This window comes from uncultured Martelella sp. (genome assembly GCF_963677965.2).
In the GTDB taxonomy this organism is placed as follows: Bacteria; Pseudomonadota; Alphaproteobacteria; order Rhizobiales; family Rhizobiaceae; genus Martelella; species Martelella mangrovi.
This window is the reverse complement of the sequence record NZ_OY782683.2, coordinates 255,273-273,802: the sequence shown is the minus strand read 5'-3', so window position 1 is coordinate 273,802 and position 18,530 is coordinate 255,273. Positions and strand designations below refer to the sequence as shown.

Sequence of the window (18,530 nt, the reverse complement as noted above, 5' to 3'; positions counted from 1 at the left end):
AATATCGGATAGACGGCGGCAAAACTGTGCGGCGCGGATCAAAGAGCGCACTCGCACAGCAGGCCGGGCGAAACCCATCACCGCCCCGAGACCCGCCCCCCGCAGCCCAGCGAAGCGCGCCACTGGGACAGCGGCGCGCTCCATTTCTGCAGTACGGATCAGGGCGCGGGATAGTCGGTCGGCAGCGCGACCGTGATGATGATTTCGACCTGATCGCCTTCAGGCATGACGGACTGGACGAAAGAGCGCACCGGACCGTGATCAATCGGCATCCACTCGGACCAGACCTTGTCGAAAGCCGGCTTCTGATCGTGGTCGGTGACGACGACCTCCGCCTTGACGATCCGCGTGCGGTCGAGGCCGGCATCCTTGAGATACTCATCGATGACGGCAAGGGCGCCGGCCGCCTGCTCCGGCAGGCCAACGCTGGTATCGCGCGACGTGGCAACGGCCCACATGAAACCGCCGCCGCCAGGCAGATGATAGAACGCCACTTTCGATTTGTAGCGCATGTCCTCGATCGGGATGCGTTTGATGGTCATCAACAACTCCTTGTTCTTCACAAAACCTGTTCAGGGTCATGACCTTAATACCAATACGTACGAACGTCATTACTTTTATCTGGCAATAGCCAAAAAAATATGCATTCTTCAATTGTGCGTATTGTTTCGGCAATTTCATTGAGCCAGACTGACTGGCTCTCGCGTAACGGTTTCATGCCGGACAGAACCCAAGGCACCTGAAAGTGGAGACAAAAATGAAATCAACGATATTGAGGGCAGTCATCGGCATCGGTATTGCCGCCCTGCTTGCCGTTCCGGCAGCAGCCCGTTCGCTCGAAGACATTGTCGAATCCGGCGTCATCCGCGTGGCCGTTCCCCAGGACGGACCTCCTTTCGGCATGACGGACGCCAATCTCGAACTGGTCGGCTATGACATCGATATGGCCAAGCTGGTGGCGGAAAAGCTCGACGTCGATCTGGAAATGACCTCGGTCATCGGCGCCAACCGCGTGCCCTACCTGACCAGCGGCCGCGTCGACATCGTCATCTCGAGCCTGGGTCGCAATCCGCAGCGCGCAGAGGTGATCGACTTCACCAACGAGGCTTACGCCCCGTTCTTCAGCGGCGCTTTCGGACCCGCGGACCTTGACGTTTCTTCGGCTGACGATCTTGCCGACATGTCGGTTTCGGTTGCCCGCGGCTCGATCGAGGACCTCGCTATTACGGATATGGCACCCGAAAGCACCGAGATCCGCCGCTTCGAGGATGGCAGCACCACAATGGCGGCCTTCCTTTCAGGTCAGGTTGATGTCGTCGTGACGGCCAATGTGGTCGCCGCAACGATCCTTGCCACCGACCCGGAGCGCCGCCCCGAAACCCTGTTCGTGATTGCTGAATCGCCATGCTATATCGGCCTGCCGCAGGGAGAGCCGGAACTTCAGGCGGCCCTCGACGACATCATCGTCGCGGCCAAGGAGGACGGCACGCTCAACGCCATGTCCGAGCAATGGTTCTATCAGCCCCTGCCGGAAGGCTTCTAAACAGGCATACCGCCCTGCCGCCCCGCAGGCGGCAGGGCCTCAAACCGGGTCCACAGCATGAATTACACCTTCGACTATGGATGGGTGATACCCTATGCCCCGATGCTGCTTGAGGGCGTTTTCGTCACGATCGTTCTTTCCCTTGTCGGAACGGTCGGCGGGGTCGCGCTGGGCCTTGCCTGCGCATGGACGCTGACCAGCGGACCGGAACGCCTGCGCCTTCCGGTCACCATCTATGTCGAGGTGATCCGCAACACGCCGTTCCTGATCCAGCTGTTCTTCATCTTCTTCGGCCTGCCCGCCCTTGAATTACGGGTCTCGGCCTTTGCGGCGGCGACGATCACGATGATCCTCAATGTCGGCGCCTATTCCTGCGAGATCGTGCGAGCCGGCATTCAGGCGACGCCGCGTGGACAGGTCGAGGCCGGCACAAGCCTCGCAATGTCCCCGTTTCAGGTCTTTCGCTACATCATTCTCTTTCCGGCGCTTGAACGGGTCTGGCCGGCGCTGTCATCGCAGTTCATCATCGTCATGCTCGGCACGGCGGTTGTCTCGCAGATTGCCGTGCGCGATATCACCTTCGTGGCGAGCTTCATCCAGTCGCGCAATTTCCGCTCCTTCGAGACCTTTTTCGTCTCGCTTTTCATCTATCTCGCGCTTGCCGCCGTGATGCGACTGCTGCTCGACCTTCTCGGCAGAAAAATCTTCCCGCGGAGGTATGCCCGTGACTGAGATGACGCTCTGGGACATCGTGCGAAACCTTGTCTTTTCGGCCAGATGGACCGTCCTGCTCTCGCTGATCGCGTTTTCCGGCGGCGGCGTTCTGGCGCTGCTTCTGCTGCCGCTGCGCACCACGTCGATGACATTCTTCAATGCCGTCAGCCGCGCCTATGTCGACCTTTTCCAGGGCACGCCGCTGCTGATCCAGCTGTTCGTCCTGTTTTTCGGCCTGCCCCTGATCGGGATCAGCACGTCGTCATGGTCGGCCGCCGTGATCGGCCTTTCGCTGTGGTCGTCCGCATTCCTGACCGAGATCTGGAAGGGCTGCGTTCAGTCGGTCCACAAGGGGCAGTGGGAGGCGTCGGCCAGCCTTGGCATGAGCTATCTCGAACAGATGCGCTACGTCATTCTGCCCCAGGCGGTCCGCATCGCCGTGCCGCCCACGGTCGGCTTCATGGTTCAGATCATCAAGGCCACCGCGATCACCTCGATCATCGGTTTCATTGAGGTTTCCCGCGCCGGCGGCATGGTTGCCAATGTCACGTTCAAGCCGTTTCTGGTCTACGGCATCGTCGCGCTGATCTACTTCATTCTCTGCTGGCCGCTCTCCCGGGGAAGCCGTTATCTCGAAAGGAAGCTCGATGTCTCTCATTGAAATCAACGATGTCCACAAGAGTTTCGGCGACGTCGAAGTGCTCAAGGGCATCGATATCAGCATCGGGCACGGCGAGGTCCTGGCCATCATCGGCAAGAGCGGATCGGGAAAGAGCACGCTGCTGCGCTGCATCAACGGGCTTGAAACCATCGACCGGGGCTCGATCACCATCGGCGGAAACCACCTGCACGGAACTGCGGCCGATCTGCGCCGCCTCAGGCTTCAGGTCGGCATGATCTTCCAGCAGTTCAATCTGTTTCCGCACCTGACGGCGGGCCGGAACGTGATGCTGGCCCAGACCGTGGTCAAAAAGACATCCGAAAGCGAGGCGGAGGCCGTGGCCCGGGATGTGCTCGCCAGCGTCGGCCTTTCGGACAAGTTCGACGTCTACCCCGACAAGCTTTCCGGCGGCCAGCAGCAGCGCGTCGCGATTGCCCGGTCTCTGGCGATGAAGCCGGTCGCGCTGCTGTGCGACGAAATCACCTCCGCACTCGATCCCGAGCTTGTCGGTGAAGTGCTTGCCGTCGTCAGGTCTCTCGCGCGTGGCGGCATGACGCTTGCCATGGTGACCCACGAAATGCAGTTCGCCCGCGAAGTCTGCGACCGGGTGATTTTCATGCATGAGGGACGCGTTCACGAAACCGGCGCCCCGGAAGATGTGTTCGACGCGCCGAAGACCGCCGAATTGCGCCAGTTCCTCGGCATGGCAAATGCGACCTGAAAACCATCATTGCCGAAACGGACCCGGCGCCCGGGACAGGTTTTACGCTTCCAGGTCGATCCAGTAGCGATACCGATCCGACCGGTAGCTGTTAACGGCATATTCGACGGGACGGTTGCGCTGGTCACGCGACAGCCGCCGCGCGACCAGGGTCGGGTGCGAGGGCGTGACCTCGAGAAGGCGGGCGGTCTCGGCATCGAGCGAGGCGGCCTCGATATATTCGCGTCCCCCGCTCAGAATAATACCGCAGCTCTCGGCCAGCCAGGCGTAGAACGACCCGGTGTCGAGATAGGCCGCATCCGGCGGCGAGGCCCCCTCCATGATAGCGGCCGGGATCCACGATGTGGCCACCCCGATCGGCTTACCGTCGGCAAGAAGCAGCCGCCGGGTTTTGAACGTCTGCTCGCCGCGTCTCAATTCAAGCGCGCGCAAAACATCCTCTTCCGGCTTGGCAAACCCGGTAAAAAGCGTGCGATAACCCGGCTCGATATTGCGCCGGCGCATGTCTTCGGCAAAACCGGACAGGATATTGAGCGGCTGATCGACCTTGGAGGGCACCACGATAGATCCCCGCCCCGACTGGCGCACGATCAGCCCTTCGTTTTCGAGCTTGTCCAGTGCCGAGCGCGCGGTCGTCCGGCTGACCCCGAAAGCCGTGTTCAGCTCACCTTCCGAAGGAAGCTTGTCGCCTTCCTTGAACTCCCCGGCAGAAATCGCGGAACGGAGAACATTGGCGATCTGAAACCAGATGGGCACAGGTCCTTTCTCGATCTGCGCTTCATTCCAGGTCATTTCAAACTCCCGATTTCGAAGGCAATCAGCCTGATTGCCCATAAACGTCATTACGTCAGTACGAAATACGCCGAGTCCCCGTTGTCAATCAAGGGTTATCTCCCGCCTTGCCCCATCGGCATCGCCCTGTCCTGACCCGCAAATCGACATCGAAGACTACGAATGCCCGCCCCCCTTAAAGGCCATCTCGATTTGATGCGGCTCTCTATCGCACGACATGATCTCAGCGTCTGGCGCCGTCCCCGTACACATTCTATGACGGACACGACCGATCGGCACAATCAGCGCCGGTCGGTCGTTTCGTTCTCAGCGGTCAGGCGGAATAAGGTACATATTTTGATTCATAGTGGACCATCGATCCTTCTGTGCTGGAATAGGTTGTATCCATCGAAGAGCACATGATGAGATCGCCGGTTTCGACGGTTACATTGGGTAGATAGCGAACGGTATAGGTCCCGGGCCCGCCGATCAGATGGTCGATGACCTTCAAACCGTCGGCGCTGCGCCATGCAAGCAATCGTTGATAGGCGGTGCTCACATTGGCGGTCAGTTCGCTTGTGGTGACGGCTTCGACGGTCAGGTGGGTCGGCACGTCATCAACATAGATATAGAACGGGTCAGAGTTGTGACCGCCTTGATCTGTCGCCACGACTTGCAGCACATCGCCCGTCAACGCAGGCGTGCCGATATTGATTTGCCAGCTATAACCATACTGTGCCGGGCCGACGGCAATCGCACCCATATCTTGCCCATTCTTTGTCAATGACACCAATGTTCCACCCGGACCGGTCCCGGAAATGTTGGCCGTATCCCATTTGGTAATCATTGGCGGCGCAGGCTTGGCGGTCACTGCTGCCGTGATCGTGAACGGTGTTTCACCGGATATCTCGCCAGCATCGGTTTCGGCCCAGGCAACCATCTGATCGCCGACAGTGAGTGCCGGCACAGGCGTGATCGACCAGTCCCTGCCGCTGGTAAGATGGCCGCTATTGGCAATCGATTTCCGGGGCATGGCCGATGCATAGCCTACATGGATGACAATATTCGGCAGCTCGCTAAGGTCGGCCGCGAGCACTGGTTCGTTGCCCTCAATGTCGGTGGGATGTCCGAAACTGACGTTCGGTTTCGGAGGCACATAGCTATTGATGTCGACCGGCCTCGAACGGTTCGAATTAACGCCTAGCTGGCCATGTGCAATAAGCGTCCATGCAACGGCGAAAATTTCGTCACCATCATTGGGAACATAACTGCCGGTCGGGTTGACCTGCCAGGCGCCATTAGTGACCGCTGTGCCACCCGAATTGATAGCCTGATCATCTTCATCTGCATTGTGGACGACCACGACGGTGCCAGCTGTGGATTCCGTGCCCGCGATCTCTGAAGGAATGTAGGTGTCGATAACCGGAGCATCGGGTTTACTTGCAGCCGCATCGGCATAGCGTACGGTTGCCGTCGATGTCTGGATGTCGTTGGTCAGCTGCCATGAATCAAGCACTTCGAAAAATACCCGCGTCGTCGTCGCAAGGACACCGGCTGTAGGCGTCCAGTTGGCCGACCAGTAACCGATCCGATTGCTTCGGGCGACCCAGATCAAACCGGCATCTTCGGTCGAAATGATCACGTTCTTCAAAGGTCCGGCGTAGCCCCAGGCCCCGGTCTGATCGATATATGCCACCAACGGAGCGCCGGGCCGCGTGCTGCCGATCGTAACGCTTGAGGGGATCCAGGATTCCGCCGTGTCATTGGCATCTGTCGACTTTGCCACCAGAATATCACCGGACTGGAACTCGAAGGGCTGGTAATAGGTTGCATCATCACTGCTCCACTGACCGTTTTGTGGTACTGATACCGAGCCCTTGTGAACCGTCACGCCGTTACGGAATTGCGCGTAATCGACCTGTAATCCGGGCTGAGCCATACCGCTCAGCCGGTTGCCCGAAAACGTTTCGATGACCGGAGCAAGGCAATCATTCTTGATGGCAGTGAAAATCGGGCCTTTGGACGTCTCGCCGTCAATATGGGTGCGCTGGATGACGACACGCGTACCCGCTTCCAGCGGGTCCTGAAACGAGAGTGACCATGCGCCCGCATCACTCGCCACAGTGCTGGCAAGCTCCTGCCCTGAGGCGACATCGAATAACTGGACGTTGTCGTTCGGCCTGGCGCCGAAACCGGCGATGTGGCCGACATTGCGGTGTTCGAGCGAAAACGCTTCGACCCTAGTGAAAAACGGCATCGAAGTGTTGCCAATGAGGGATTCCGCCATGACGCAGACAGTGTCACCTGCTTCTACGGCATCGCCCAACCTGACGGTCCAAACGCCGAGCTTGCCGAAGACAAAGGACTGACCGAGAACCCTGCCTGTCGGCCCATAGATGACGACTTTCGTGCCGGGCCTGCTGTGACCGAAGGCGAGGGTTTTGCCGACATAGACATCGGCAAGTTCTGGATTTTCGCCGCCATAGATATACTTGACCGTTGCCGAACAGGCTTTCGTTTCCGGGTCCCAGGCCTGGATATCAAACTGAGTGTAAAGACGCGGGACCTTGCCAAGTGCAATCGTCCAACTGCCGTTGGTATCATCGGCGGTAGCGGAAAGCACGCGCTGATCAGCGCTGCTGGTCAAACGAACCGTCTTGCCAGGTTCTGCCGTGCCGGAAAAAATTCCAGTGACTGCGCTGAATTTCATTGCCGGCGGCAGCAGAGATGAACTGCCTGTGAATTCCTGAGACATGGTGCTTCTCCGTAACGCTGTTTTGATCTGTGTGCTCTGCGTCTTCTGCTCGACTCAAGAGAGGCGATGCGTATCATATGCCACCATTACGTGTACAAGCTGATGCAATTCCGCCTGTCGGCAGAACAATCTCGGGGCGTCGGTTTTACTCGGTTGCAGCCGTTTTCGACGGAATCGGCTCGTCGGACACAACGATCGTGAAAGGTTTCAAGGCCGATTTCGCACCTGCATCGGTCTGCGCCCAGGCCACCATTTTTTCGCCAGGCGTCCTGCTTGGCGATGGGGAAATGGTCCATGACTGGCCGGTGAGATGACCACTATTGCCAACCGGAGTGCGACTGATATCCAGTTGAGGGGCAATATAGATGGTGGTCATTGCCTGGAGTGAGGGTTGAAATATGTTTTCAATGCCCTCGATATCGTTCGGATAGCTTTTCGTGACCGCGGGGCTGGGCGGCACAAATGCGCTGACTGTCTTGGGCTGGGATGGGGCCGAGGATACTGTCATATTGCCATTTTCGACACTCCATGCCGTCGCAGTGATCTCATCGCCATCATTCGGAATATCGGCACCTGTTGGCTGGATCTGCCAGCTTCCAAAGAAGACACTCGCGCCTGCCGGGTTGATAAGTTGGCCTTGCGTCACATTGGTTACAACCACAACTGTGCCTGGCGTCGCTTCCGTGCCGCCGATAACACTCGTGCTATAGGTTGTGATGACAGGCGCGTCGGGCTTCGGCGTTGACGCATTGCCGGTGGTTTCCTCAGACATAGTTTTTCTCCGTTTTACGTGGACTTGCGGTGCCCCTCGCCCTTCCGGAATTGCTGCTTGATCCGATCGGAGAAGGCTGCACATCTTAAAGCGGCGGGTCGGCACCAATGATCGCTGGTGCCGACACCGGGCACCGGTTACATATCCGGGTTGACATAACCTACCTGCTGGCGGTTGAAGGGCGTCATGCTTCCTTCGTCCGTATATCCGCAGACAAGCCAGAGCAGATCGCCGTCCTCAAGTTCCTCGCCATTTTCAAATTTAGCGGTGAAGGCGGGATCGGAGCCTGGGATTGTGTAGTTGGTGATGATTTGCTTTCCATCACTTCCGCGCCAGGCCTGAACAACCATCTTCTCCACCGGAGATATTCCGGTAACTTCGGTTTTCGTCACCGTGTTGATGATCACGGCCCCAAGAGTGCTGACGCCCACCTGCTTAATGTATGTCCCAGACGTATCGGTTGAATCCTGTTTATATTGCGCCGTTGCGGAGACCCTTGTCACAGTCGGAAGGGCATCCCCATACTCACTCGTCAAATCGATGTGCCAACTTGTGCCTTGTGTCTCTACCGGATCAAATGACTTGGGCTGTTCGTTTGGCAGTTCGACGGTCACGACGACCCAGGTGTTAAGCTGCGCCTGCCCGAAAATTTTGGGTGTGGCCACGTTCAGGATTTCCGGCGGGCAGGGCACGCCTGCGGCCGGTATGGACTTCACGGTATAGGGCTCCGATTTTTCCGAAGTTGCGCCGGGTGCGTTCGTGCCGATTTCCGTGGCTTGCGCATAGACCTTGTCGCCCACTTTCACCGGATCGTCAGGAGCCACGACCCAGGAATTGTCGGGGTTAACCGGGACCGGCGTATCATTCACCGCCATGCCGTCTGATTGCTTATAGACCAGGATCGTTGAATTCGTGTCCTCTTCGGTCCCGTAAAACGCGCCATCCGCATTCTGGCCCGTGATGACGGGCTTTTCCGGCCTTTTCCCGTCGGCATCGGCATAGCGGCCGACGTAATCCGAAGTCGGTGAAAAGGGGTCGGTGTAGATATTATCCAGCACGACGAAATAGACGACTGTTGTTTTCGGAAATGAGCCGTAAGTGCCGGCCCAGTCGAGAGTCCAGGAGCCATCGGAGTCAACCAGCGCCTTGCCGATGTAACCATGCTCTGCAGTTGAGGCGATGATATATTTCAAACCTTCCGCAGTGCCTGAAGCTCCCGTCTGGTCGATGGAAGTGACTTCGGGCGGAGCGAACCGCTCCTGGCCGATTTTGATCACCGAACACAAAAGCGAATCCGCCGTCTCGTCGGTCGCCATGGACTTCGCGACGATAAGATCTCCGCTCTGGACCTGTATGTTCGTGAATTCGGTCCGCCATCTGCCGCTGTCATCTGCCTGAACAGTGTGGCTCTCCCGGACGGTTCCGTTGCGACGGAGTGAGCACTGCACCGAGAGCTCAGCGATAGCCAGACCCGCCAGTTCGGCCTCGCCGAAGTATTTGATGAACGGCATCAGGCTACGTTTGAGTGAAGCGGAAAAAGACGGACCTTGTGAGGTTACACCGGATTTGTCGACGCGTCGGATGGTAATTGGCGTACCGCGCTCAAGTAGTTTGCAGAAAGACACTGACCAGGAGCCGAGTTCGGTCGCATCCGTACTGGCCAGAAAATCCCCGGTCGCACGATTGAACAGCTCAATCTTTTCTCCCGGCTTGGCTCCGGAACCGGCAATATGCGCGACATTGCGGTCGTCTACCGAGAAGGTCTTGGCTTTGGTAAAGACCGGCAGGGATGTTACACCAGCCCGGCCGCTCGCGATGACACAGATTGTGTCACCGGCATTGAGCGGCGCGCGGAAATTCACAGTCCATGTACCCTGGCCGCCAATGACCAGATCGCGCCCAAGAAGTGCACCGTCAGGTCCGTAAACGCTGATTTCAGCGCCGCCGTTGACTTCGCCGAACGCTACGGTCTTGCTGGCATAAACATTGGTAGGCTTGGGCTGGCTGCCGCCATAAACGTACTTTATCTTGGTCGATGAGGTTCCGGTGTGCTGGTCACAAGCCCAGATTTCGAAAATGGTATAAAGTCGCGGGGTGTCTCCAAGTGCGATCTTCCATTTGCCATCTTCACCGCTCATCGTCGAGTGCATCTGCGGGTCTGTGCTGCTGGTCAGACGAACAGATACTCCGGGTGTGGCGGTTCCACTAAAAATTCCGCTTGTTGCGTTGAAGTCGATTTCCGGGGGTAGCAGCGAATTACTGCTGACAATCTCATGAACCATGATCTTCTCCGTGACACTTGTTTGGACTGGATGCTTCGCTTGGCGGAACAAAACCGTATGAGGCGAAGAGGACAGTAACACAATTATAAATTGTATAAATCGACGCAATCTGTCCGAAGGCGCGTTCGCGTCGTGCTATGTTTTCATGCCGAACGGTTAAACCTTTCCACACGCCAGGTAAGCACGCCATCTTCGATATGGCACGGTGGCGGCGGAGAGCTTCAGCAGGCGGACGACCGAGGCGATACACCGGTCGTCCTGTTCTCATCGTAAGCGATGTTTTCTCGTCAACTGACCTGGTTCCCTTCATAAGTGGAGAAGCAGGCTTCCGGATCGCCGGTATCATTTTGCGAAACGAGCCTGATGAAATCGCCGCTCTTGATGTTCGAATCGGCTATATATGTGGCATTGAACGAAGCCGTATTCGTAGGGTAGTCAACGACTTTCAGGCCATCTGATACGCGCCAACCCAGGATGATCTGCGGCAGGTTAGTGGTCGTGCCGCTGAACCCGCTGGTTGTTACTGAAGAATTATCAATTTTAAGATCTGCGCGCGGTTGGTCGACGACGATGTAAAATGGATCGGACTCGGCGCCAGTCTTCGGGTCGGTGGCCGTGGCGCTCAACTTGGTGTCAGCTGGCGGCTTGTTTCCAATGTCGATTTTCCAGCTTCGGCTCTCCGCATCAACAACGGCGCTGCCTGCAAAGCCATCGTTGACAGTAAGCTTCACGGTTTGACCAGGCACGCCGCTCCCTGTGATGATCTCGCTTGACCAGTTGCCGATACTCGGTGGGAGCGGCTTTTCGGCTGCATTAATCTTGAAAGGGCGGTAACCAGATATGGCGCCGGCATCGGTCACGGCCCAGGCAACCATCTCTTCGCCGGCGGTCCGGGGCGGCGCTGGGGAAATGGTCCATGCCTGACCGGTGAGATGACCACTATTGGCGACCGGGGTGTGGCTGATATCCAGTTCAGGAGCAATGTAGATCGTGGTCATTGTCAGGTTTGCGGACTTGGATATTAGTTCAAGGCCCTCGATATCATCCGGATAGCTTTTCGTGACCGAAGGCGTAGGCGGCACAAATGCGCTGACATTTTGGGGTGCGGACTCGTCCGAAGGGACTAACAGTATATTGTTCTTGGTAAGCCATGTGGTCGCGACGATTTCATCATTATCACTGGGCTTCAGTGGGGATTTAGGTGTGACCTGCCAGATTCCGTCAGCGACGAGTGCGCCGCCCGGATTGATATCCTGCTTTGTTGTGTTGTTGTGAACAATGACAACGAGGTCATAGCCGGGGACCGGCGTTTGGGTGCCTTCGATATCGGTTGTCATATATTTAACGATGACAGGCTTATCAGGCTTTACCCCCACGAGATCTGCAAAATTCGCGGTGATCATCGAAGTGGGAGCTTTCTCGCTCCGCACGAGTGTGTCATACGCCGCAAAGAACACAACCGTGGTGGTTGGAAGAGAACCGACGAAATCCTTCCAGCCGAGTTGCCAATAGCCATCGCGGCCTGCCTGCGCCAGGGCGACGACACCGTCTTCTGCCGTCGAGGCGAGGATGAACTTGAATGGCTCTGCCCAGCCATTGGCGCCATCTGAGTCAATTTTCTCGACCAGCGGCGTGCCGGGCCTTGTACCGTCGACCTTGACATTGAAGGAAAACACCGATTCTTTCGTTCCGTCGGCACTCTGCGTCGTTGCGAAAATGATGTCATCTTTCTGGAAATCGAAGGCGTAGGGCTCGCTTGCAGCGTCGCTCGACCAGAGACCGTTTTCGGGCACGGTCACAGTGTCGCTGTGGACCATGTTTCCGTCGCGAAGCTGCGTGTAGGTCACCTTCAGTCCGGGATCGGCCCTGCCCGTGATCGTCGTGCCGGAAAATGACGTGATGGCCGGGGATAGGCATTGATTGCGCAGTGCAGTGAACACCGGCCCTGTCGACGTCTCCCCATTCCTGTGAATACGCTCAACGGAGATGCGCAGACCAGCTTCGATCGGATCGCAGAAGGAGAATTCGAAACGACCATCCTCAGCGGCAATGGTCGAGGCGATGATTTGCCCCGCCGCAATGTCATAGAGCTCGATCTGATCGCCCGGCTCCGCGCCTGTACCGGCAATGTGACCGACATTGTGGTCGTTCAGCGAAAATTCTTTCGCTTCGACAAAGCAAGGCATGGAGGTATTGCCGCTCAAGGCTTCCGCGAGAACACAGATCTTGTCGCCTGCTTCGACGGCGTCGCCAAAGCGGATGGTCCAGACGCCAAATTCACCCAAAGCCAGTGCACGGCCAAGAACCTGGCCCTCCGGCCCGTAGGCGACGACCTTGGTGCCGGGGGTGCTGCGGCCGAAGGCCAGGGTTTTGCTGGCATAAATATCGGAAAGTTTCGGATTGCTCCCGCCATAGGTGAATTTGACCTTGTCGGAGCTTTCGCCCTCCGGCCCGTTGCAGACCCAGATCTCGAACGTCGTGTAAAGGTGCGGGGCGTTGCGGAGCTCAATTGTCCAGCTGCCATTGGCATCTGCCGTGGCGGTAAGCATGCGCTGATCGGCACTGCTGGTCAGACGAACCGTCTTGCCGGGATCTGTCCTGCCGGTGAAGGTTCTGGTAGCTGCGCTGAACTTCAGTGCCGGCGGCAGGGGCCGCGGAGCGGCAGATGCGGGAACCGTCAGGCTCCCTGTCTCGATAGACATGGTCCTTCTCCGTAAAATAGTGTGTTCTGGATTCTGGTGGCGACAGCTCTCTCCGGCGCCATTTCAAGACTAATCTACCAAACCATGGGTTGTCTATATAAAAATACAACTTAAGGTTTAATTGCCGAGACGAGCTGTGCGTGATGAGCTTCAGCAATAGGCGAGTATTGCCGTTTCAAGTTCACGGAAACTTTGGTTAAAGCTTCATAGATATGTGGATTTATTGCGTTTAAATTGGTCGCGTAGGCGCGCCGCGATGACCTGGCTTCCGGTTGGACGTGGCTTCGGAAAGGGCGCCAGAGACCACACAGATGTGTTGCGCGTCGCTTGATCCAACGCCATTTCGGCGCACAAATGACCGGATGTGTCAGCTTACTGTTACCGTTGAAGACCGGGGCTCGAAACGGCAAAATTAGTGCCCCTGCAATAATGGACCCAAAGGTTACATCTCTGTCTTGCGCAATGTGTTCCGCTCTAAAGCAATTCGCTGTCAGAGGGCAACGCAGGAGCCTTCACTCCTGCGCCGCGTCTTCAGGCATCAAAGGCGCATTTTTTTTTGAATTATTACGTTGATTGAACGTAGTAATACGGCCCCGGATTTGAATTTGTTCCGATGTCGCCGCCGTCCGTTGGCCTTTGCGCGATTCCATAGCATTGACTGCCGACGGAAACGGCCGAGTAGCTTTCCGCCACCCATTTCTGGTTTGAAGTGGGCGGGCTGCTTGGACCAACAGGATATCCGGTGGTGTTGTTCACGACGAGAATCGTTGTGCCATCCTCGGTATCTGTACCGCTGAATGTTGCATTGTTCGCCCCGTTAGGGGGGGTGTAGTTGGTGATCGTGGGCGCTGGCACCGGGTCAGCCGCGTCATCGGCGTAGCGCATGGCAAAACAGGATGAGGGATTGTTGACGCCGGAGCCAGTCAAAGACAGGTAGGTTGTAAACTGGACCAGCATGACTTCATCACTCCAGTCGGGCATTGCCTGCCAGTTCAATGTCCAGCTTCCGTCCTCGCCGACTCTGGCCCAGGAAAGCACACCGCGGTTGACAGACGAAGCCACAACGAACTCGCCAGGATTGGCAAAACCGGTCGCGCCACTCTTTCCCGATGTTTCGATGTAGGGCATTCCCGGTCTGTATTCGCCGATCGTCAAGGAGGCATGGAGCTGTGATGCCTTTGTTCCATCCTGGCTTGCGGTGGTCACGACAATGCCGTCACCGTACCGAAGGTCGAGGTCGCTAACTTCCCAGGCTGCCGATTTGTCTGACACGGCACTTCCCGAGGCGATGGGGTCATGATTGCGGATCAGGGTGTAGTTGATCTTCAGGCCCGGATTGGCTCTGCCACGGATATATGTGTCCTCAACCATGTCAACGACCGGGGAAAGGCAGTTGTCAGGGGTCACGGAAAACACCAAGTCCTTCGTTGCCATGCCAGTCCCGTCGACCCTCATGACTTCGATGCGGGTGCCGTCCTCAAGCAGTTCGCGCGGCAAGGCCAACCATCCGCCGTCCTCCCCCGCCATGGCGTCTGCAATCAGATTCTGACTTTCTGCATCGAGCAGCAAGATCCTCTCTCCGCTGTCGGCGCCTGAGCCGCTGATCCTGCCGACATTCCGCTCGTCAATCGAGAAAGTCCGGGCTTTTTGAAAAATCGGCATGGCGTGAAGGCCGGTGAACTGCTTTGCGGTAATGCAGACCTTGTCACCGGCGTTGAGCGTTTCATCGAACGTCACCGACCATGGGCCGTCATCGCCGAAGATGAAGGCCTTTCCAAGGGTCTGTCCCGCCGGCCCGTAAACGGTGATTTCAGTGCCCGCCTGTCCACGGCCGAATGCCGTGGTCGTACTGGTATAGACATCGTCAAGTTTCAGACTTTTGCGATCATGCATGAACTTGATCTTTTCCGACTCTGCATTGGTATCGGGATTGCTGGTCCAGACCTCGTAAATCGTGAACCATTTCGCAGGTCCGTCGCCGGATAGCTGCCATCTGCCATCGTCGGTGGAAAAGCACTGCCGCAACTTCGAGTCGACGCTGCTTTTCATGTTTACGATCAGTCCGGGCTCGGTCGTGCCGGATAACAGCCCCTGGAAGGAGTCGAAATTTATCTCGGGCGGCAGTGGTCGTTGGGTATTGGACTTGCGAAACGACCGGTCCTGTGCTTCCTGCGACATTGTGCTCTCCATAAGAATATTTGGGTTGAAGCTTCTCGATAAACCCATGGTGTGGTGCGAACAGGATTTATAATCCAAGGTTGTATTTCGTCGAGCAGTCGTGCCGGGGCTGTGCGGTGCGCACCCGTTGCTGTTACATTGACGACCCGCAGCAGAAGGTCTGTTCGCTGGTCAGCAGATTGACCGGACGGCCCGGTGTGAAAGACTGCCGACATTCGTGCCGGCTGCTGTCCGAAACGGCGGGCGGTTTTGCTGAACCGCCCGACGCTTTGATCTGTTGGGATTGCGCATCGGCCCTCAGGTCGATTCTGATGTTCGGGTCGGTGCGCAGGGCCACAACGGCAGCAGAAGACTGCCGTTGCTCCACCTTCCGCCTACGCCTCGTCTGGCGGTTCTTGGGGATTTATGTATCCCTCGTCCTGACGGTTGAAGGGCCCGAAGTTCCCCTCTGGGGCGAGGGCCGAAACGACATTGAGCTGGTCGTTTTCATCCAGGGTCAAGTTATTCTCGTAATAGAACTTGTATTTTTCACTAGAGCCCGATGTTTGCTGACTGACGAGCTGCATGCCGTCACTGGTGCGCCACGCCAGGATCCACAGTCCTGCTCTTCCTGCCCTGCCCTTGACGTAGTTGGTATGGACTTCGTCAACATAAAGCGGTCCGCCATTCTTGTCCCCGACTGAACGATAATATGTGTCCGATTGGTTCGAAGAGCCGGCAAATTCTGCGGTCGCCCACACCTTGCTTCCCCCGGAAAGAGGGTGCCCGGGTAGACTGTATGTCCAGTTTGTTTTGCTCTGCGAGCCTGGCGGTGCCGTAACGCCGATTTTGGGCGGGTCCTTCTGCTGATTATCATAGCTGTCTACATAGTGCAGGTAGACATAGGTGTTGATCTGAGACACACCATAGATCGATGTACCGTCGCAGCTGGTGATTTGCGGCGGGAGCGGCTTCTTGGTATTGCCTTGGGGCATGCCGACAATGGCAGGGTCGGATGGCTGTGAGGTCGGCCCCAACCCGCCCGAGATTGACGGGTCCGAGTAGGTCGCTTGAGCATAGACCTTTTGCCCGTTCTGGACCGTTTCCTGGATCTTGGAGCTATTTGAGTTCCAGCTATGATCTTGCTGGACAGTCATCTCGGGGTTTATGACACCTTGTCCAGTGCTATCGTCGTAGATCTCCACTGTTGTCGGCAACGTTGCCTCTGTGCCCGCAAACAGAGTGGTTTCAGCAGTGGTGATGACCGGTGTATCGACGGTGATCACTGAACTTTGACTTCTTCCTGTGAAAGGTGAAGTCACCGCCCAGGGCGTGTTATATTCAGTTGCTGCTTCGGCGACGTTGAAAAGAACAGTGTCGTTGGCGGGTATACCGTAAGCGGTCGGATCGGGAAAATAGAACGAACCGTCATAATCTGTGTTTATATAGAGCTGAACCCCATCTTGCGGGGTTGAAATGAGCACGATACTGCCTGAGCTGGCAAAACCTTTGTACTGCCCATTTTCAAGACCGCCGACCAGAGGCGGGACAGGGAGCGGAGTGCCATATTCGATGCCGGAGTGATAATTGGACATCGGGCCACCATATCCGGCGGGTTGCTGCGACGCCGTGAAAGTGTAGCCGGGCTGAGGGGTCATCGGCGGTGGAGCGCTCCAATTGCCGTTCGCATCAGCGGTCGCGTTTGCGAACGTACCTGAAACCGGCGTATGACTGTTCTTGGGAAAAACCATAAATGTAATCTTCCCGTAAGGTAGCCCGGTGCCCCAGATTCTGTCATATGTGAGGCCGAGGATTACGGGCGCCACGGTACCTGAAGTCAGATAGATTCTGCCCGGCCCGCGGGAAACCGTACCATTCTTATGGATGCGCTGAATTCGCGTGAGCGCATCGGATTCGAGCTGATTGGCAAGTTTGAGGGTCCATTTGCCATCATCGTTGGCTTCAACCGTCTCGATCATCGCGCCGCTTTCTTCCTCAAGCAGCTGGATCAGATCGCCGGGCCGGGCGCCGGAGCCCGAAAATTGATAATTACTGGCCTCCCAGACCGAAAATGCGTGCACCTCGGTGAAATGCGGCATGGATGTATTGCCGTTGGGATGTTTCGCAATGACGCAAACGCGGTCCCCTGCCTTCGGCATGTTCTCCTCGAGAAACTTGACGCGCCAGAAACCGCGGCCGAACATTGCCTTCGCACGCGCGAACAGTTTGCCGTTCGAAGCGTAAATGGCAATGTCGCTGCCCTTCGGCGCATGGCCGCAAGCCGCGGTTTCGCCGACATAAACATCTTCCAGCTTCGGATTGTAGCCGCCGCGGGTGAACTGTACCTTATCGGATTCCTGACCGCTTTCGCTGTCAAAGGCCCAGATTTTGAAGATCGTGTACCAGCGCTCCGCTTCGCCCAGAATGATCTTCCACTTGCCGTCCTTGCCGACGGTAACCGAGGCGGCCTGCCCGTCGACATTGCTGCTCAGCTTGATCGTCAAGCCGGGCTTTGCCGTCCCGCTGAATGTTGCTGTTGAAGCAGTGAAATTCACTTCAGGAAAAAGAGGCCTGTCCGGCCCTGCAATGGTGGACGCATTGTCCATGTCTTCCATACTCATATCGGATCTCCGTATAATTATCCTGTTTGAAAATTCTCAACGGCGGCGCGAGGACCGGCGTAGCTACAGAGTAACGATATATACCTATGGTTGTCTATATTAAAATACAACTTTAAGTATACTTGTCGAGTTTACTCGTTTAAAGATCGTAGAAATATGCGAATTATTTCTGACTAATACTTCTATATAAATATGATAAATATTTAATTTAAACAATGAATTACGATCTCAACCTGAATTATTTTTAAAAATAAAATTATATAAATTCAATATTACACGTTATCAGTGATTTATTACTGTACGCATGCGAGATGGCCAGTCTGGATATGGTTTCCGTCGAGGCGCATTGTGATCGTGAAAATTCAAACATGGCATTGATTTTACTACGGAATATAATGCATAGGAGACATCGTCTCCAAAAATAAAACCCCGCCTCCCGAATGACGCCGTCCGGACCATGCGCAGCAATCTGTCAACCTGCTTCACCTGCGCCTTCGGTTGTCATCGACATCTTCAGGTTTTGAACCCGCTGACCCCACCAGTTGGCAGGACTTTCTCTGGTTCCACGCATGAAGAGGAGACCACTGCGCAAACAAGGCAGCAGAGGCGCCACCCCGTCGGCGGCGTAAATGTAACCTTCGAGTGACCGGCTGCGTGATCGTGCTCGATTGCAGGCGGCAGCGGATGGCGCAATTCACCTGTCGCCAGCAGATCTCAGCGCTGCTCCGCGCTCCGCTGCGGGCGCCTCCTATGCACGAGAGCAAATGGTTGCGTTTCTTCAATCAGCAACTTTGACTATTGTTCTCTCGATATGCAGGTCCGCTGGACGGA

12 protein-coding genes are annotated in these 18,530 nt (G+C 56.5%); 4 read left to right on the top strand and 8 right to left on the bottom strand.

Annotation, left to right across the window (positions count from 1 at the left end):
* Positions 1-158 precede the first annotated feature (158 nt).
* Entirely contained in the window at positions 159-542 is a 384-nt protein-coding gene (locus tag ACHZCU_RS22250) for a Rid family hydrolase (RefSeq protein WP_319520492.1), read from the bottom strand.
* A 215-nt stretch (positions 543-757) separates the two neighbouring features.
* Between ACHZCU_RS22250 and ACHZCU_RS22245 the strand changes: the two genes are divergently transcribed.
* From ACHZCU_RS22245 to ACHZCU_RS22230, 4 genes are read left to right on the top strand one after another with little or no spacing between them, the layout of a single operon-like run.
* Complete coding sequence (locus tag ACHZCU_RS22245; RefSeq protein ID WP_319520491.1) at positions 758-1,543, top strand: transporter substrate-binding domain-containing protein; 786 nt, start codon at positions 758-760, stop codon at positions 1,541-1,543.
* Positions 1,544-1,600: 57 nt separating this feature from the next.
* Entirely contained in the window at positions 1,601-2,275 is a 675-nt protein-coding gene (locus ACHZCU_RS22240) for an amino acid ABC transporter permease (RefSeq protein ID WP_319520490.1), read from the top strand.
* Positions 2,268-2,918 (top strand): amino acid ABC transporter permease, encoded by a 651-nt coding sequence (locus ACHZCU_RS22235; protein WP_319520489.1) that lies wholly within the window; start codon positions 2,268-2,270, stop codon positions 2,916-2,918. Before ACHZCU_RS22240 ends, ACHZCU_RS22235 begins: the two co-directional genes overlap by 8 nt.
* Positions 2,905-3,639, top strand: coding sequence for an amino acid ABC transporter ATP-binding protein (locus ACHZCU_RS22230; RefSeq protein WP_319520488.1), 735 nt, complete (start codon positions 2,905-2,907; stop codon positions 3,637-3,639). The genes ACHZCU_RS22235 and ACHZCU_RS22230 overlap by 14 nt, the downstream gene beginning before the upstream one ends.
* Before the next feature lie 42 nt (positions 3,640-3,681).
* Here the strand turns inward: ACHZCU_RS22230 and ACHZCU_RS22225 are convergent, their stop codons facing one another.
* The 7 genes from ACHZCU_RS22225 to ACHZCU_RS22195 all read right to left on the bottom strand — a co-directional run bounded on the left by ACHZCU_RS22225 (position 3,682) and on the right by ACHZCU_RS22195 (position 17,699).
* Entirely contained in the window at positions 3,682-4,431 is a 750-nt protein-coding gene (locus ACHZCU_RS22225; protein WP_319520487.1) for a GntR family transcriptional regulator, read from the bottom strand.
* Between the two features lie 313 nt (positions 4,432-4,744).
* Entirely contained in the window at positions 4,745-7,165 is a 2,421-nt protein-coding gene (locus ACHZCU_RS22220) for a hypothetical protein (RefSeq protein WP_319520486.1), read from the bottom strand.
* A 145-nt stretch (positions 7,166-7,310) separates the two neighbouring features.
* A complete protein-coding gene (locus ACHZCU_RS22215; protein ID WP_319520485.1) occupies positions 7,311-7,937 on the bottom strand; it encodes a hypothetical protein in 627 nt (208 codons plus the stop codon).
* Between the two features lie 137 nt (positions 7,938-8,074).
* Positions 8,075-10,219: an Ig-like domain-containing protein gene (locus tag ACHZCU_RS22210; RefSeq protein WP_319520484.1), complete on the bottom strand. Its 2,145-nt coding sequence runs from the start codon at positions 10,217-10,219 to the stop codon at positions 8,075-8,077.
* Positions 10,220-10,506: 287 nt separating this feature from the next.
* Positions 10,507-12,921, bottom strand: a complete 2,415-nt coding sequence (locus tag ACHZCU_RS22205) for an Ig-like domain-containing protein (RefSeq protein WP_319520483.1) — start codon at positions 12,919-12,921, stop codon at positions 10,507-10,509.
* Between the two features lie 564 nt (positions 12,922-13,485).
* Complete coding sequence (locus ACHZCU_RS22200; protein WP_319520482.1) at positions 13,486-15,099, bottom strand: Ig-like domain-containing protein; 1,614 nt, start codon at positions 15,097-15,099, stop codon at positions 13,486-13,488.
* A 374-nt stretch (positions 15,100-15,473) separates the two neighbouring features.
* Positions 15,474-17,699 carry a hypothetical protein gene (locus ACHZCU_RS22195; RefSeq protein WP_319520481.1) on the bottom strand — a complete coding sequence of 742 codons (2,226 nt, stop codon included), beginning with the start codon at positions 17,697-17,699 and terminating at the stop codon, positions 15,474-15,476.
* Positions 17,700-18,530 lie beyond the last annotated feature (831 nt).

What these genes read in the sequence shown, in the direction of transcription:
- ACHZCU_RS22250 (WP_319520492.1), bottom strand. Translation starts at nt 542, where the DNA reads ATGACCATCAAACGCATCCCGATCGAGGACATGCGCTACAAATCGAAA.
- ACHZCU_RS22245 (WP_319520491.1), top strand. Translation starts at nt 758, where the DNA reads ATGAAATCAACGATATTGAGGGCAGTCATCGGCATCGGTATTGCCGCC.
- ACHZCU_RS22240 (WP_319520490.1), top strand. Translation starts at nt 1,601, where the DNA reads ATGAATTACACCTTCGACTATGGATGGGTGATACCCTATGCCCCGATG.
- ACHZCU_RS22230 (WP_319520488.1), top strand. Translation starts at nt 2,905, where the DNA reads ATGTCTCTCATTGAAATCAACGATGTCCACAAGAGTTTCGGCGACGTC.
- ACHZCU_RS22225 (WP_319520487.1), bottom strand. Translation starts at nt 4,431, where the DNA reads ATGACCTGGAATGAAGCGCAGATCGAGAAAGGACCTGTGCCCATCTGG.
- ACHZCU_RS22220 (WP_319520486.1), bottom strand. Translation starts at nt 7,165, where the DNA reads ATGTCTCAGGAATTCACAGGCAGTTCATCTCTGCTGCCGCCGGCAATG.
- ACHZCU_RS22215 (WP_319520485.1), bottom strand. Translation starts at nt 7,937, where the DNA reads ATGTCTGAGGAAACCACCGGCAATGCGTCAACGCCGAAGCCCGACGCG.
- ACHZCU_RS22210 (WP_319520484.1), bottom strand. Translation starts at nt 10,219, where the DNA reads ATGGTTCATGAGATTGTCAGCAGTAATTCGCTGCTACCCCCGGAAATC.
- ACHZCU_RS22205 (WP_319520483.1), bottom strand. Translation starts at nt 12,921, where the DNA reads ATGTCTATCGAGACAGGGAGCCTGACGGTTCCCGCATCTGCCGCTCCG.
- ACHZCU_RS22200 (WP_319520482.1), bottom strand. Translation starts at nt 15,099, where the DNA reads ATGTCGCAGGAAGCACAGGACCGGTCGTTTCGCAAGTCCAATACCCAA.
- ACHZCU_RS22195 (WP_319520481.1), bottom strand. Translation starts at nt 17,699, where the DNA reads ATGAGTATGGAAGACATGGACAATGCGTCCACCATTGCAGGGCCGGAC.